Origin of the sequence: Citrobacter sp. Marseille-Q3906, assembly GCF_916618775.1 — a bacterium.
Lineage (GTDB): Bacteria > Pseudomonadota > Gammaproteobacteria > Enterobacterales > Enterobacteriaceae > Citrobacter > Citrobacter murliniae.
The window spans coordinates 1,758,459-1,774,686 of record NZ_CAKAKA010000002.1; the positions used below are offsets into that span (position 1 = coordinate 1,758,459).

At 51.3% G+C, this 16,228-nt stretch carries 16 protein-coding genes and 1 riboswitch; of the genes, 8 read left to right on the plus strand and 8 right to left on the minus strand.

Annotation, left to right across the window (positions count from 1 at the left end; all coding sequences use genetic code 11):
* Nucleotides 1–16: 16 nt before the first annotated feature.
* Nucleotides 17–1,402, minus strand: a complete 1,386-nt coding sequence (locus LG384_RS12490) for a YchO/YchP family invasin (RefSeq protein ID WP_370637103.1) — start codon at nt 1,400–1,402, stop codon at nt 17–19.
* Nucleotides 1,403–1,625: 223 nt separating this feature from the next.
* Here LG384_RS12490 and LG384_RS12495 point away from each other — a divergent pair, with 223 nt between their 5' ends.
* Together LG384_RS12495 and LG384_RS12500 are read left to right on the plus strand one after the other, a co-directional pair.
* On the plus strand, nt 1,626–1,979 hold the full coding sequence (locus tag LG384_RS12495; protein ID WP_045443655.1) for a DsrE/DsrF/TusD sulfur relay family protein: 354 nt from the start codon (nt 1,626–1,628) through the stop codon (nt 1,977–1,979).
* 263 nt (nt 1,980–2,242) lie between these two features.
* Nucleotides 2,243–2,488 (plus strand): DUF1883 domain-containing protein, encoded by a 246-nt coding sequence (locus LG384_RS12500; protein WP_045443658.1) that lies wholly within the window; start codon nt 2,243–2,245, stop codon nt 2,486–2,488.
* Between the two features lie 61 nt (nt 2,489–2,549).
* Here LG384_RS12500 and LG384_RS12505 read toward each other — a convergent pair whose 3' ends face one another.
* Nucleotides 2,550–3,245, minus strand: a complete 696-nt coding sequence (locus LG384_RS12505) for a gamma-glutamylcyclotransferase (protein ID WP_045443661.1) — start codon at nt 3,243–3,245, stop codon at nt 2,550–2,552.
* Between the two features lie 401 nt (nt 3,246–3,646).
* Between LG384_RS12505 and chaA the strand changes: the two genes are divergently transcribed.
* Nucleotides 3,647–4,747: a sodium-potassium/proton antiporter ChaA gene (chaA, locus tag LG384_RS12510; protein ID WP_225760976.1), complete on the plus strand. Its 1,101-nt coding sequence runs from the start codon at nt 3,647–3,649 to the stop codon at nt 4,745–4,747.
* A 108-nt stretch (nt 4,748–4,855) separates the two neighbouring features.
* Here chaA and kdsA read toward each other — a convergent pair whose 3' ends face one another.
* The 6 genes from kdsA to hemA are packed head-to-tail and all read right to left on the minus strand — an operon-like array spanning nt 4,856 to nt 10,161.
* Nucleotides 4,856–5,710, minus strand: a complete 855-nt coding sequence (gene kdsA, locus LG384_RS12515; RefSeq protein ID WP_003020772.1) for a 3-deoxy-8-phosphooctulonate synthase — start codon at nt 5,708–5,710, stop codon at nt 4,856–4,858.
* A gap of 35 nt (nt 5,711–5,745) precedes the next feature.
* Complete coding sequence (gene sirB1, locus LG384_RS12520; RefSeq protein ID WP_045443670.1) at nt 5,746–6,555, minus strand: invasion regulator SirB1; 810 nt, start codon at nt 6,553–6,555, stop codon at nt 5,746–5,748.
* A gap of 3 nt (nt 6,556–6,558) precedes the next feature.
* A complete protein-coding gene (sirB2, locus tag LG384_RS12525) occupies nt 6,559–6,951 on the minus strand; it encodes an invasion regulator SirB2 (protein WP_045443673.1) in 393 nt (130 codons plus the stop codon).
* Complete coding sequence (prmC, locus tag LG384_RS12530; RefSeq protein ID WP_045443676.1) at nt 6,948–7,781, minus strand: peptide chain release factor N(5)-glutamine methyltransferase; 834 nt, start codon at nt 7,779–7,781, stop codon at nt 6,948–6,950. Before prmC ends, sirB2 begins: the two co-directional genes overlap by 4 nt.
* Nucleotides 7,781–8,863 (minus strand): peptide chain release factor 1, encoded by a 1,083-nt coding sequence (gene prfA / locus LG384_RS12535; RefSeq protein WP_045443679.1) that lies wholly within the window; start codon nt 8,861–8,863, stop codon nt 7,781–7,783. The genes prmC and prfA overlap by 1 nt, the downstream gene beginning before the upstream one ends.
* A 41-nt stretch (nt 8,864–8,904) precedes the next feature.
* Nucleotides 8,905–10,161, minus strand: a complete 1,257-nt coding sequence (hemA, locus tag LG384_RS12540) for a glutamyl-tRNA reductase (protein ID WP_045443682.1) — start codon at nt 10,159–10,161, stop codon at nt 8,905–8,907.
* 305 nt (nt 10,162–10,466) lie between these two features.
* On the opposite strand from hemA, the gene lolB reads away from it, so the two are divergent.
* The 5 genes from lolB to LG384_RS12565 all read left to right on the plus strand — a co-directional run bounded on the left by lolB (nt 10,467) and on the right by LG384_RS12565 (nt 15,585).
* Complete coding sequence (gene lolB, locus LG384_RS12545) at nt 10,467–11,090, plus strand: lipoprotein insertase outer membrane protein LolB (RefSeq protein ID WP_045443685.1); 624 nt, start codon at nt 10,467–10,469, stop codon at nt 11,088–11,090.
* Nucleotides 11,087–11,938 carry a 4-(cytidine 5'-diphospho)-2-C-methyl-D-erythritol kinase gene (gene ispE / locus LG384_RS12550; RefSeq protein WP_225760977.1) on the plus strand — a complete coding sequence of 284 codons (852 nt, stop codon included), beginning with the start codon at nt 11,087–11,089 and terminating at the stop codon, nt 11,936–11,938. The genes lolB and ispE overlap by 4 nt, the downstream gene beginning before the upstream one ends.
* 262 nt (nt 11,939–12,200) lie before the next feature.
* Nucleotides 12,201–13,148 (plus strand): ribose-phosphate diphosphokinase, encoded by a 948-nt coding sequence (gene prs / locus LG384_RS12555; RefSeq protein WP_001518537.1) that lies wholly within the window; start codon nt 12,201–12,203, stop codon nt 13,146–13,148.
* A 124-nt stretch (nt 13,149–13,272) separates the two neighbouring features.
* Nucleotides 13,273–14,952 (plus strand): C4-dicarboxylic acid transporter DauA, encoded by a 1,680-nt coding sequence (gene dauA / locus LG384_RS12560; protein WP_225760978.1) that lies wholly within the window; start codon nt 13,273–13,275, stop codon nt 14,950–14,952.
* Between the two features lie 108 nt (nt 14,953–15,060).
* The gene (locus LG384_RS12565) at nt 15,061–15,585 is read left to right on the plus strand and encodes a GNAT family N-acetyltransferase (RefSeq protein ID WP_225760979.1); all 525 of its coding nucleotides are present in this window, start codon (nt 15,061–15,063) and stop codon (nt 15,583–15,585) included.
* A 233-nt stretch (nt 15,586–15,818) separates the two neighbouring features.
* Nucleotides 15,819–16,047, plus strand: a riboswitch (cobalamin riboswitch).
* The last annotated feature ends 181 nt before the right edge of the window (nt 16,048–16,228 follow it).

Sequence of the window (16,228 nt, forward strand, 5' to 3'; positions counted from 1 at the left end):
GAGTTCCTGAAGTATTTTAACGAGGATCATTTTCCGACACGGTGATGAACGGTTCGGCCAGCGATAGCGTGATCTCATTGGAAGAGACACGCTGGCCCTGCCCGTCTTCCACTACCACTGACAACCGCCAGCGGTTTGTTGCCCCTTCGCTACCGTCCCACTTCGGCATAATAATCGTCCAGCCTTCCGCACTGTGGGTATTTGTCCCGGCCGTTAAGCTCAGTGCCTGCGTATCCCCCTGCCACGCCAGATGGCGAATACCATGCAGACTACGGACCTCAAGCTTCAGTACCACCGTTTCACCCGGTTTGAGATCCCAGGGCGGCGTTGCCAAAAAGACGGAAAGAGATTTGCGTTGGCGATATTCCATCGTTGGCAGATTATCACGTTGCGGAAAGTCATAACGACTGCCACGCAGTGACTGGCTGCTCGCCACTTCACTGACCATCAGCTGTTTTTTCAGCGGGACGCCAAAACGATAATTGAGGTTTAATCCAAGGTTATTTTGACTCACTCCACTTTCCCCCTGCTTGTGCTGTGCGGTCAATGTTATCAGTGGGACCGGCGTATAGCTTAGCCCCAGTTTGACCGCTACAGGGTTGTGGTATCCGGCTCCGGAATGAAACAGATCCACCCGATCGCCGAAATATTGTTCAACGCTGACACTGGTATTGAGGTGCTCATAAAATGGCACCCGCATCAGGGCGGTAAGGTCATACCCACGCGCCATCCGCTGCTCTTGCGTCGCTGAACGCTCCTGCCAGGCAGAGAACGGTTGATAGTAATTCGCGGATAAGCGCAGATACTCTCCCCACGCTTCTGCCCCCAATCCGCCCCGGGACAGATTTTCATCCAACAGGTTATCGTAAAAGGTGTTGTAGCCCAGCAACCAACCGTCCCGCACCCAGCGTTGTCCGATACCCACATTACTGACTAATCCCTCATCCTGTTGAGTCAGCCCCAACTGGCTCCAGGTAAGGTAACGCTGATTATCCTGCCAGGGTATAAACCAGTTACCACGACTGCCGCTAAAACTGCCCTCATTATCAATCTGGAGCCCAACGCTGGCTCTTCCCCAGGGAGAAAGCCATGATTCAAGCTGCTGATTAACCTGTTCACTCACCGTGTCACGCACCTGGCCAAACGCGAACTGCTTCGCCTGCTCGCCCGTATCAAGCCCGTTGTCGGTCATACTGGCTTCGCCAAACGCTTTAACCATTTCAGCAAAATGCTTTTCTCCTGCCCTGGACTCCGGTGCCATGCCAAGGTCAGGCAGACCATCATTATTATTGTCGAAAGGGTTTTCAGCTTTCTGAAGAAAGGAAGGGTGTGCGCTGGCAATACCGCCTGCCGGCGGCAAGAGTAGGAGGAGATACAGCGGACTACAGACTATACGGCTCAAAACGTCAGTTGTTTCTTACATCAATAAATTACAGCGGCATACATATCCTAAACCATAGCGTTTTCACGCAATATTTGCAGCCCTGCTCTCTCTTTTCCGGATTATCCCTGGACGAAAAGTACTTGTGACCCGCCCCTTTACTCATGCTTCCTTTTCCATACAAACAACACGGAGTAACATAGATGCTGATGAGTAATCCTGTCCCCTGACAACCGGAGTCAAAATGCAAAAGATTGTGATCATCGCGAACGGTGCGGCCTATGGAAGCGAATCGTTATTCAATAGTCTGCGTCTGGCCATTGCGCTGCGCGAACAGGAGAGTAGCCTGGAGCTACGTCTGTTTTTGATGTCGGACGCAGTGACGGCTGGGTTACGTGGGCAAAAACCTGCGGAAGGCTACAATATTCAGCAAATGCTGGAGATTCTGACCGCGCAAAATGTGCCGGTAAAACTCTGCAAAACCTGTACCGATGGACGCGGGATCACCGCATTGCCATTAATCGACGGAGTGGAAGTCGGTACGCTGGTAGAACTGGCACAGTGGACGCTGGCGGCAGATAAGGTTCTGACCTTCTGATTCGCTAAGTTTCAGGCAAGCGCACTACCAGGAGCAGCTATTCCCCGATTTAATCTTACATGGGCGTGGTTTCACTGAAAGTTAGCACGCCCTTTCAACGCTTCTGAGGTATTTTGTCATTTTTGTTTAATCGTTATGCCATTTTTTGATCAAAATCAGCATCCTGTTACTCCCCCTTTGGTGTTATGCAATGAGTGAAATGTGAACAACATCACGCAGCACTTTCGAAAGAGAGTACGTTGTTTTCAAGAACGGGGTGAAAAATGGCATTAGTGAAGGCAAGTTTAAAGTTATTTGGTGGAGATACGGTGGTTGTGCGCTGCTCTGAGCGCTGTCACATCCACCTGATGAGCGAGAAAAATCACGTCAAAGACATGCAGACTGACATTTTAAGCGTGCAGGATCGTGATAACGCGTGGCTGACCGTACCGTACACAGGCGTCTGGAATGTGCTGATCGACAGTCACAGCCAGTCGCTGGAGCACTCAATCAGTTATATTGCAGCCTGATTGTAAGATGCCCGATAGCGCATACGCTTATCGGGCATCTTACAGGTAAGCGGGACCTCGCTTACGCATATCCTGGTCGCATAACTCCTTCCGGCAGATCCTCACCCAACAATCTTTTGACGGTTATCACCAGATCGTTAAGACAATCATCCTTCATTCCCAATCTGGAAAGCTCTTGTTCCAGTGAGAACAAATACTGTGCGTTAGTCCCTAATGGCCCACTGGCGGCAGCGATAAGCGGCGCGATGACCTGCGCTCGGGTATCGGACTCAAACAGTGGGTGACGCGGATCCATAATAAAGACCAGCGCATTGACCGTCCTGCCATCATCCAGCGCCAGCTGACACCAGGTTGGAAGATAACAGCCAGTAATCATTTCACGCTTCCACAGCAGGGAAAGCTCTTGTTCCAGGGTGGCATCCGGTAAGCGATATGCGACACCGGTCGTGCGCCCGCCCTCCTTCAGAGCCAGCATACGTCCTGGCTGACACGCCGTTCCTCGCCCCGCCGTCAGACGCAGACAAAAAGCCCGATGCCAGCCAACCAACGTCCCGGTACAGGACTCTTCAAACTCTAAAGCCGGGTTCCACATCAACGATCCATAACCAAAGATCCACACCGGTCCATCATCAGGTCGGCAAGAGAGCGTGGCTGCCAGTGAGGCTGCCCGTTGTTCCGCTGACCAGAGTAGTGATTCTTCAATTGTACCAAATGCCGTTTTACAGTCGGCATTCAACAAAAAATCACGCGTTAACACCTTACACCTCCGCCACTGCGACTTCCCTGCGACAACTTTTGACGCCTTCCGGGCTTTTTTACTGCTCATTTTGAAACCAATACCAGGACAATAGGCAATTCACCGACAGCTTGCAAGACAACAAAGGCTCAACGGCACTTTATATCCTGTTCCGATGACCCCAATTGTCCGAGTATTTGCATCATTATCATTGTCAATTTTTGTGCCCAATGGAAGCTAACACTTTGTTATTTAAACACTCTATAAACAAGATAAACGATTTTACTCACTTTGAGGCAAAAACTGACTCATGCCGTAAAATTACGTAAAAACAGATCGGAAATACCGAGAGATCTGTTATTTTTTACATTCTTTAATACATTTATAATTATAAATACCTGCAGAGATGGAGAATTAATTAAATGACACATGCACATGAGGCGGTTAAACCCCGCCACAAGGAGACCTCGCTCGTCTTCCCGATTTTGGCGCTGGTAGTCCTGTTCTTATGGGGGAGCAGTCAGTCACTACCAGTGGTCATAGGCATTAATGCTCTTGCCCTTGTTGGTATATTAAGCAGCGCTTTTAGCGTTGTCCGTCATGCTGACGTATTAGCCCACCGTCTGGGCGAACCTTATGGCTCGTTAATCCTGAGCCTTTCGGTAGTTATTCTTGAAGTTAGTTTAATTTCCGCATTAATGGCAACTGGTGATGCCGCACCGACGCTAATGCGCGATACGCTCTACTCCATCATTATGATTGTTACCGGCGGTCTGGTCGGTTTTTCATTACTGCTGGGTGGACAAAAATTTGCCACTCAGTATATGAACCTGTTTGGAATTAAGCAGTATTTAATTGCTTTGTTCCCGCTGGCTATTATTGTGTTGGTCTTCCCGATGGCATTGCCGGAAGCAAACTTCACTACCGCGCAAGCGCTGCTGGTAGCGTTAATCTCTGCGGCAATGTATGGCGTATTTCTGCTGATTCAGACCAAAACACACCAGAGCTTGTTTATTTACGAGCATGAGGATGAAAGCGACGACGACGATCCGCATCACGGTAAACCATCAGCACACAGCAATATGTGGCATGCGGCCTGGCTTATCATCCATTTAATTGCGGTCATCGCCGTGACCAAAATGAATGCCAATCCTCTGGAGACTCTGTTAACTGAGTTGAATGCACCGGTCGCCTTTACCGGTTTCCTGGTTGCTCTGTTGATCCTCTCCCCGGAAGGGCTGGGAGCACTAAAAGCGGTGCTCAGCAATCAAGTACAGCGTGCGATGAATTTGTTCTTCGGCTCAGTATTAGCCACCATCTCACTGACAGTACCGGTGGTGACACTGATTGCATGGGCGACGGGGAACGATCTGGTATTTGGCTTAGGCGCGCCAGAGATGATCGTGATGGTTTCTTCGTTGGTGCTGTGCCATATTTCCTTCTCAACGGGGCGCACTAACGTGCTAAACGGTGCGGCACATCTGGCACTTTTCATCGCCTATCTGATGACGATATTTGCCTGACCGTGTAAAAAAGCCCGATAAGCGTTAACGCATATCGGGCTTACATGCCTGGTTTTGCAGGCCGGATAAAACGCTCAGGCGTGTTATCCGGCAGACAAAAACCGCAGTTTAGTTTTCAGTATCCAGTTCGTCGAAACTTTTCACCAGATCATCAATCGCTTTAATCTGCGTCAGGAACTGTTCCAGCTTCGCCAGCGGCAGCGCGGACGGACCATCACATTTCGCATTCGCTGGATCCGGGTGTGCTTCAATAAACAGACCAGCCAGACCTACCGCCATACCAGCGCGCGCCAGTTCGGTAACCTGCGCACGACGACCGCCGGAAGCTGCGCCAAACGGATCGCGGCACTGCAGTGCGTGAGTGACGTCAAAAATAACCGGAGAGTTGCCGGAAACTTTTTTCATCACGCTAAAGCCCAGCATATCCACAACCAGGTTGTCGTAACCAAAATTGGCACCACGATCGCACAGAATAACTTTATCGTTACCGCCTTCATGGAATTTATCCACGATGTTACCCATTTGACCAGGGCTTACGAACTGCGGTTTTTTCACGTTGATAACGGCACCGGTCTTCGCCATGGCTTCCACCAGATCGGTCTGACGAGCAAGGAATGCCGGAAGCTGAATTACATCCACAACGTCAGCAACTGGCTGTGCCTGGCTGGCTTCATGAACGTCGGTGATCACTTTTACGCCAAAAGTTTGCTTCAGTTCCTGGAAGATTTTCATCCCTTCTTCAAGGCCTGGTCCACGGTATGAGTGGATGGAAGAACGGTTAGCTTTATCAAAGGAGGCTTTGAACACGTAAGGGATACCCAGTTTTTGAGTAACGGTTACGTAGTGCTCACAAATGCGCATCGCCAGATCGCGGGATTCCAGCACGTTCATTCCGCCAAACAGCACGAACGGCAGGTCATTTGCCACGTTGATGTCGCCAATGCTAACCACTTTTTGTTTCATAGGATCGCCTTAAACGGTAGGTAAAGTGTCATTAATCAATGCAATACAATTTGTTTGTGCGAAATAGTATTGATCTGCGCACGGATCATTTCGCTGATCGGGTCTTCCGGACACTGCTCAACGAAATAACTTAAATCATTTAATGCAACATGTTCACATTCCAGTTGCGCGTAAATCAATCCGCGATCGCGTATTTCATACGGGTCTTCAGGATTAAACTGCAATAACGCTTCGCTGGCGCGTAGTGCCAGCTCCATTTGACGCTCTTCCATTAGCGAAGATTTCAGCGTATCGAGCAGTTTGCGGATCACTTCCGCATTATCCGCTTCATCCAGATCTTCGTTAAATAACTCAGCAACCGGGCTGATATTCCCCTTCAGCCACACTTCCAGAGTGTGCTCATTTAACGTTTCGCCATTGAACGGATTGATCAGCCACATTTCGCCATCCAGCGATTCAATACGCAGAATTAACTGCGTCGGGAAAATCACCGGGACCAGCGGGAGATCAAGCCGATTGGCAATCCACAATAAGATTGCGCCAAGCGACACAGCGCTACCCTGGCGATTTTTCAGAACCTGGTCGAGCCATAGTGCATCAGAAAGACGATAGACGCCGCGGGTATCCGTAAACCCCCATTCGCCGTAAAAAAGTGCCAGCAGTTTTTCCAGTTGCTCATCCTGAGACAGGAGCTGGCTAATTTCTTCATGCGCCAGACTTGCCAGACGTTCCAGTTCGGCATAGACAGACTGTGTAGGGAAATCCAGGCGGATAGATTCCGATGCCAGGATCATTCCTTCGCACAATGGCGCTTTATTAAATTCGAAATCAGCTAACGACCTCATGACTTACCCCAGTAACGGTATTTTTGTGGTGGCGAGTTTAATGATGATGTACAGCACCACCAGCGCCAGCGGAAAAGCGATTAATCGCGCCTGCTGGCTGCGCGCCCGACGATAATCGAGCGCAATAAAACCCAAAACGATGTAAATGATAACCCCAAACAGCTTTTCAGTCAGCCATGTCCCCTGCCCGGTGAATGGCAGGATGTGCGTTTTAACGATCAACGCCACGCCGCTAAGTAATAAAACGGTATCAATGATCGGTGGCACAATACGCGACCAGCGCGCAGATGCAAGGCGTCCGTCGGTATAACGCCACCAGAAACGTAACGTTAACAGACCGACAGAAAGCGCGATGCTGATAAGATGAATGCTAAGTAGCACGCTGAATGTAGTCATAATGCGGTGTGTCCGAACGTAATTCGTTCGTTGCCGCCGTAGTCGCGACAGGTTTCAACAGCCTGGTAACCCGCGCGAAGAAAAGCATCGCGCACTGCCTGCCCCTGCTGCCAGCCATGTTCCAGTAACAGGTAACCACCGGGAATTAATACGCTGCGCGACTGGTCGATGATATGCACAATATCTGCAAGACCATGATCGCCCGCCACCAGTGCTGATAACGGCTCAAAGCGCACATCGCCTTGCGCCAGGTGCGGGTCCTGCTCATCGATATACGGCGGATTGCTGACAATCATGTCAAACTGTTCCCCCTGCAGGGCGCTAAACCAGTTGCTTTGCAATACGCGAACATTACTGACGGTCAGGTGCTGTGCGTTACGCGTCGCCAGATCAACAGCATCTGGCATGCGGTCAACTGCAGTTACCGCGCAATCCGGGCGCTCGGTAGCCAACGCCAGCGCAATTGCCCCCGTGCCGGTCCCCAAATCAAGAATACGACACGGCGAGGCTGGTAGACGCGCCAACGCCTGTTCAACCAGACATTCGGTATCCGGGCGCGGTATTAGCGTTGCCGGAGAAACAAACAGCGGCAGCGACCAGAACTCGCGAATACCGGTCAAGTGTGCCACAGGCTCTCCCCGCTGGCGGCGCGCCACCAGAGAGTCCAGCTGTTCACGCTGCGCCCCGGTTAATTCCGTTTCGCCAAATGCCAGAATAAAAGTCCGCCCCTTGCCAGTGACATGCTCGAGTATGATCTCGGCGTCACGGCGCGGGCTTTCGCTGTCCTGTAATTGGCTTATCGCCTCACGCAGCCAGTGCTGATAGTCCATTAATCCTGCTCGGACAATGCCGCCAGTTGGTCGGCTTGATATTCCTGGACAATTGGCTCAATGAGCATGTCCAGCTTACCTTCCATCGCTTCGTCCAGACGGTAAAGCGTCAGATTGATGCGATGGTCTGTCACGCGCCCCTGCGGGAAGTTATAGGTGCGGTTACGATCGCTGCGATCGCCGCTACCCAAGAGGTTACGACGCTCAGAAGCTTCTGCCTGCTGACGTCTTGCCACTTCGGCTGCACGAATACGCGCCCCCAGCACCGACATCGCTTTCGCTTTGTTTTTATGCTGCGAACGTTCGTCCTGGCACTCCACCACAATACCGGTCGGCAAGTGGGTAATACGGATTGCCGAGTCGGTGGTGTTAACGTGCTGACCACCCGCCCCCGATGAACGGAAGGTGTCAATACGCAAATCGGCCGGGTTGATGTCCGGCAGTTCGGCCTCTGGCAGTTCCGGCATCACCGCTACCGTACAGGCGGAGGTATGAATACGCCCCTGCGATTCCGTGGCCGGTACGCGCTGTACACGGTGACCACCAGACTCGAACTTCAGACGACCATACACACCGTCGCCGCTCACCTTGGCAATAATTTCTTTGTAACCGCCATGTTCACCTTCATTGGCGCTCATGATCTCGACGCGCCAACGGCGTGATTCAGCGTAACGGCTGTACATACGGAACAGATCGCCGGCAAACAGTGCGGCCTCATCGCCGCCGGTACCCGCGCGAACTTCCAGGAACGCGTTGCGTTCATCATCCGGATCTTTTGGCAGCAGCAGAACCTGCAGATGCTGTTCCAGCTGTTCACATTTTTCTTTTGCTTCGCGCAGTTCATCCTGCGCCATCTCACGCATTTCAGGATCGTCGAGCATCATCTGTGCCGTTTCGATATCATCCTGAACCTGTTGCCAGTCCGTAAAACAGCGAGATACATCGCTTAATTGGGCATATTCGCGCGACAATGCACGAAAGCGTTCCTGGTCTGCGATAGTTCCCGCATCGCCGAGCAGCGCCTGAACTTCTTCATGGCGTTCATGCAGGGCTTCCAGTTTGGCAACGATAGAAGGCTTCATAGGCGTAAATGCACCCTGTAAAAAATGAGATTGGTGTGCTGCTACTCCAGCCCGAGGCTGTCGCGCAGAATATTCAGGCGTTCACTATCCCCGTCACGGGCAGCCTGTTGAAGTGATTTGGTTGGTGCATGGATCAGGCGGTTAGTCAGTTTCCAGGCCAGATCCTGCATAATAGCTTGCGCATCACCGCCCTGTTCAAGAGCAGCCAACGCTTTGGCGGTCAGTTCATCACGAACCTGTTCTGACTGACTGCGGTATTCGCGGATGGTTTCACTTGCGCTCTGGGCGCGCAGCCAGGCCATAAACTCGCTGGTTTCCTGCTCAACGATCGTCTCAGCCTCCACTGCCGCCGCTTTGCGCTGCGCCAGGTTATGCGAAATGATACTTTGCAGGTCGTCAACGCTATACAGGTAGGCGTTAGACAGTTTGCCAACTTCCGGCTCAACATCGCGCGGTACAGCGATATCGACCAGCAGCATCGGCTGATTGCGGCGATTTTTAAGCGCGCGTTCCACCATTCCTTTACCGATAATCGGTAGTGGGCTGGCTGTGGAACTAATAATGATATCGGCGTCCTGCAAACGCTCGTCGATTTCACTCAGTGAGATCACCTCGGCACCGACCTCATCTGCCAGAACCTGTGCGCGTTCACGCGTGCGGTTGGCAATAATCATCTTCTTCACTTTGTGTTCACGCAGATGACGCGCCACCAGCTCGATGGTTTCACCTGCGCCGACCAACAGCACGGTCACCGTGGAAAGAGATTCAAATATCTGACGCGCCAGTGTACAGGCGGCAAAAGCAACGGATACCGCGCTGGCGCCGATATCGGTTTCAGTTCGAACGCGCTTGGCAACCGAGAAGGATTTCTGGAACATGCGTTCCAGCGCACTGGCGTTCAGGTGACCTTTTTGCGAATCCGCAAACGCTTTTTTCACTTGACCCAGAATTTGTGGCTCACCGAGCACCAGCGAATCCAGGCCGCTGGCAACACGCATCAAATGGCTGACGGCGTCGTTGTCCTGGTGCCAGTAAAGGCTGCTGCGCAGATCGTCTTCATTCAGATTATGGTATTCACACAACCAACGAATCAGCGCCTCTTGCAGGTTATCCTGCTCCTCGACGCTGAGGTAAAGCTCCGTACGGTTACACGTCGACAGCACCACCCCGCCCTGCACCATTGGCTGCGCAAGCAGGCTGTCCAGCGCCTGATCGAGCGTGTCCGGCGAAAACGTTACGCGTTCTCGCAGCGATACAGGTGCCGTTTTATGGTTAATACCAAGCGCTAAAAGGGTCATGTGTGCGGGAATAGTACCAGCGTTGATAAGGTTAGACTGGGGGCATCATACAGGATGCGTGCGGTCAATAAAAGAGACAGCCCCCTTTTGGAGTAATAGCTTACGGTTTAAATTAAGATAACGTGAACGTAGACGATATACCCGCTCGGCGCTAGCATTAAGGGTTATAACTGCAACCGATGGCAAGATTTTGCCGGATGGCTAAAAATTAGCCTTATCCGGCCTACGGGTTGAGTTTGTAGGCCTGATGAGTCGTAGCGCCATCAGGCAATTATTGCACCGTACTACAAGGATTTGTCATCATTATGACCCTGCCTGATTTTCGCTTGATCCGCCTGCTGCCGCTGGCAAGTCTGGTCCTCACCGCCTGTACGCTCAACGCGCCGAAAGGTCCTGGCAAAAGCCCCGACTCCCCAGAATGGCGTCAACACCAGCAGGAAGTGCGCGCACTACATCAGTATCAGACGCGCGGCGCGTTTGCCTACATTTCCGACCAGCAGAAAGTCTATGCCCGCTTTTTCTGGCAGCAAACCGGTCAGGATCGCTATCGTCTTTTGTTGACTAACCCACTGGGCAGCACCGAACTGGAGCTGAATGCCCAGCCAGGCAATGTAGAGCTTGTCGATAACAAAGGTAAGCATTACACCGCTGACGACGCCGAAGAGATGATCGGTAAATTGACCGGAATGCCAATTCCTTTAAACAGTCTGCGTCAGTGGATCCTCGGTCTGCCTGGCGAGGCTACTGATTACAAACTCGATGAGAAATACCGTCTGAGTGAAGTGAACTACAGTCAGGACGGTAAGAACTGGAAAGTGGTCTATAGCAGCTATGACAGTAAAACGCAGCCCGCTATGCCCGCTAATATGGAACTGTCGGACGGCGCTCAACGCATTAAGTTGAAAATGGATAACTGGATTGTGAAATGATGACCCACTGGCCCTCCCCGGCAAAACTGAATCTGTTTTTGTACATTACTGGACAACGTGCAGATGGTTACCACACGCTACAGACGCTGTTCCAGTTTCTCGATTATGGTGACGACATCACTATCGATGTGCGTAGCGACGGTGAAATTCACCTGCTAACCGCAGTTGAAGGCGTGGAGCATGAAGATAACCTAATCGTTCGCGCAGCACGTTTACTGATGAAAACCGCCGCTGGGAGTGGGCGCCTGCCCACAGGAAGCGGCGCTGACATCAGTATTAAGAAACGTCTGCCGATGGGCGGCGGTCTTGGAGGTGGCTCATCGAATGCCGCTACCGTGCTGGTTGCGCTAAATCATCTTTGGGGTTGTGGGCTGTCACAAGATGAGCTGGCGGCGATTGGATTAACGTTAGGCGCCGACGTACCGGTATTCGTGCGCGGACAGGCCGCTTTCGCCGAAGGTGTAGGCGAAGTCCTTACACCGGTTAATCCCCCCGAAAAATGGTATCTGGTCGCCCATCCTGGCGTCAGCATTCCAACACCGTTTATTTTTAAAGATCCGCAACTGCCGCGCAACACGCCAAAAAGGTCAATAGAAACGTTACTAAAATGTGAATTCAGCAATGATTGCGAGGTTATCGCAAGAAAACGTTTTCGCGAGGTTGATGCAGCGCTTTCCTGGCTGTTAGAATACGCGCCGTCGCGCCTGACTGGTACAGGGGCTTGTGTCTTTGCTGAATTTGACACAGAGTCCCGTGCTCGCCAGGTGCTTGAGCAAGCCCCGGAATGGCTCCAAGGCTTTGTGGCGAAAGGTGTCAACCTCTCCCCATTGCACAGAGCGTTACTTTAAATCATTCGGGTTTCAGGAAAATGGTAAGATGGCGAATCCCCGGAAGCATACAAAATGTGACGGTGTGAATCATTGATGCCAGCAGACATGAAACGTGAATGACGATGAGTAAGCCGGGCAAGCTGAGTTGCGGTGACAACGTCACCCTGTTCCAGACGTTGCATCGCGCTCTTTAATACACCGCCTGGAGAGGATACTGCCTGGCCCGCACAGTTTTCGGCAGATTCTTTCCACCAATGGACGCATGCCTGAGGTTCTTCTCGTGCCTGATATGAAGCTTTTTGCTGGTAACGCCACCCCGGAACTAGCACAACGTATTGCCAACCGCCTGTACACTTCACTCGGCGACGCCGCTGTAGGTCGCTTTAGCGACGGCGAAGTCAGCGTACAAATTAATGAAAATGTACGCGGTGGTGATATTTTCATCATCCAGTCCACTTGTGCCCCTACTAACGACAACCTGATGGAATTGGTCGTTATGGTCGATGCTCTGCGCCGTGCTTCCGCAGGCCGTATCACCGCCGTTATTCCTTACTTCGGCTATGCACGTCAGGATCGTCGCGTACGTTCCGCTCGTGTACCGATTACCGCAAAAGTCGTCGCGGACTTCCTGTCCAGCGTTGGCGTTGACCGCGTCCTCACCGTTGACCTGCATGCTGAACAGATCCAGGGCTTCTTTGATGTACCGGTTGATAACGTATTCGGTAGCCCAATTCTGTTAGAAGACATGCTGCAGCTGAATCTGGACAACCCAATTGTGGTTTCTCCGGACATCGGTGGCGTCGTGCGTGCCCGTGCTATCGCTAAGCTGCTGAACGATACCGATATGGCTATCATCGATAAACGTCGCCCACGTGCGAACGTTTCTCAGGTGATGCACATCATTGGTGACGTAGCAGGTCGTGACTGCGTGCTGGTTGATGATATGATCGATACCGGCGGTACGCTGTGCAAAGCAGCAGAAGCGCTGAAAGAACGTGGTGCAAAACGCGTATTCGCTTACGCTACCCACCCGATCTTCTCAGGCAATGCGGCAAACAACCTGCGCAACTCTGTGATTGATGAAGTCGTTGTCTGTGACACCATTCCACTGACTGATGAAATCAAAGCACTGCCGAACGTGCGTACGTTGACCCTGTCGGGTATGCTGGCCGAAGCGATTCGTCGTATCAGCAACGAAGAATCCATCTCTGCTATGTTCGAGCATTAATCGAGCCCGGCTCAAAAACCCGCTGCGGCGGGTTTTTTTATCTGCAACATTTATTTGTATGACTTATGCCTCCTTCACCTGCCATTTAGTTGACAGATGATGCGCTCATGGATGAAACATTATTGTGAACAGATTACTTTCCTCACATGTGATGCCTTTCCGCGCTCTCATCGACGCTTGCTGGAAAGAAAAATATACCGTCTCACGCTTTACCCGTGATTTGATCGCCGGGATAACCGTTGGGATCATTGCTATCCCGCTGGCGATGGCACTGGCAATTGGCAGCGGCGTTGCGCCACAGTACGGCTTGTATACCTCAGCCGTTGCTGGGATTGTTATTGCCCTCACCGGGGGGTCACGCTTTAGCGTTTCTGGTCCGACCGCCGCCTTCGTGGTGATCCTGTATCCGGTATCGCAGCAGTTCGGATTGGCAGGCCTGTTGGTTGCCACGCTCATGTCCGGGATATTTCTGATCCTTTTCGGCCTCGCCCGCTTTGGTCGCCTGATCGAATATATCCCCGTGTCTGTCACCTTAGGTTTTACATCCGGTATTGGTATCACCATCGGTACCATGCAGATTAAAGACTTTCTTGGTCTGCAAATGGCTCATGTACCGGAGCACTACCTGCAAAAGGTAGGTGCACTGTTTATGGCATTACCGACCATCAACCTCGGCGATGCCGCTATTGGTGTGGTCACGCTTGGGATCCTGATTTTCTGGCCTCGTCTGGGGATCCGTCTGCCAGGCCATCTTCCTGCACTGCTGGCCGGTTGTGCGGTGATGGGCATTGTTAACCTGATGGGCGGCCATGTGGCGACCATCGGTTCTCAGTTCCACTATATTCTGGCTGACGGTTCCCAGGGTAACGGTATCCCACAACTGTTGCCGCAACTGGTATTGCCGTGGAACCTGCCGGATTCAGACTTCACGCTAAGCTGGAGTTCATTACAGGCACTGTTACCCGCGGCTTTCTCTATGGCGATGCTGGGGGCAATTGAATCCCTGTTGTGCGCCGTGGTGCTCGACGGTATGACCGGAACCAAACACAAAGCCAACAGTGAACTGATTGGTCAGGGCCTGGGGAATATTGTCGCACCGTTCTTTGGCGGCATAACGGCTACCGCTGCAATTGCCCGCTCTGCGGCTAACGTCCGTGCCGGGGCAACCTCACCAGTTTCCGCAGTCATCCACGCAATTCTTGTGATCCTCGCTCTGCTGGTGTTAGCGCCGTTGCTCTCCTGGTTACCCCTCTCGGCAATGGCTGCACTGCTGTTGATGGTGGCGTGGAACATGAGCGAAGCCCATAAAGTGGTGGATCTGCTGCGCCACGCACCGAAAGACGATATCATCGTCATGCTGATGTGTATGTCGCTGACAGTTCTGTTCGATATGGTGGTCGCCATCAGCGTCGGTATCGTTCTTGCCTCCCTGTTGTTTATGCGCCGTATTGCCCGCATGACCCGTCTGGCACCGGTGAACGTGGTTGTACCGGATGATGTGCTGGTACTGCGCGTGATTGGCCCACTGTTCTTTGCCGCAGCTGAGGGACTATTTACCGATCTCGAGTCTCGTATTGAAGGCAAACGCATTGTGGTGCTGAAATGGGACGCTGTACCGGTACTGGATGCTGGTGGCCTTGACGCCTTCCAGCGTTTTGTAAAACGTCTTCCGGAAGGCTGTGAATTACGCATCAGCAATCTGGAATTCCAGCCGCTGCGCACGATGGCGCGCGCGGGCATCCAACCGATCCCGGGCCGTCTGGCATTCTTCCCGAACCGCGACGCAGCGTTGGCGGATATTTAATGTTCATCTGTTACCGGCATGCTCTTGCCTGCCGGTAACACTTCTCTTCTGTAAACACGTCTGAGTTGTTATCATCATCTCTCCTGCTCTCTGACGATACCTGTAGCCATGAAATCTGACTCTACATTTGTCTATCGCGAAATCACCGAGACTGATATTCCAGCCGTGCAATCGTTTATTATCCGGCATCTGAATCTCTATTTTAATGCCAACAGGCCACTCCCCGACTCAAGTCAGGATGTGTTAGCGTTACGTTCACAATACATTCACCAGCCACGAAATCTGTTGATCGGCGTATGGGATGAACAACAACAGCTTATCGCCACGCTGGCGGTATGCCAGTACGATGACAGAATATCGACATTACGTGGGCGTTATAATTTATCTACAACCGCTGAGATTTGTCGTTGTTACGTTGAACAAAATTATCGTCGCCAGGGAATAGGCGGTCAGTTAGTTTCATTGGCAGAACAATTTTGCCTGCGTCAACAATATAAAACACTCTACCTGCACACCCATCATTTTTTACCTGGCGGTTATCCGTTTTGGCTACGCCATCATTTCACCGAGCTTTTAGATGAAGGTGGAGAACAACAAATTGTGCATATGGAGAAATATGCTATCGGAATGTGACATTGTGCAAATAATTAAATAATTGTGCATCCGCACTATTAATTCCGGTCATTTTTATCGCAGCAAAATTAATTGATCAGAATCAAATAATTCTCATTTAATTTATCTGATATTCACCATCAACATAGAACACACTAAAAAATATTCTCATAACACTATGTTTTTAAAGGAATTAACAATAGCAAAACAAATACCCCTACTTATTCAAGCGGTTGACGCGATAATTGGATGCCGATACATTCGCCGATGACAGTATTTCAGAATGTACTTATTATTTTGAAACGGAATATGGTGCGGATTATTTCAATCTTATGCCATAGCTGCCCCCGCAACTGTAAGCGGATACAGAATATCTTCGTATGGTAATAAATCACCATAGGTCACTGTAAAGATTTATTTATGGGAAGGCCGATATTCTGATTGCCGCGAGCCAGGAGACCTACTGTCAAGGTTGTATACATTGAGTGGACGGGATGGTCCATGGGGTGATTTATTTGACGAACTAATGATCGTGATTCCTGACCTGGTAGACGAGAATATACTTTTTTTTCATATTATCTTGTCTGTACATCATGATTCGATGTCATCTATCGTCATGCGCCTGTCCCGAAATTATATACCAGACGATCAGATTCTGGCATGA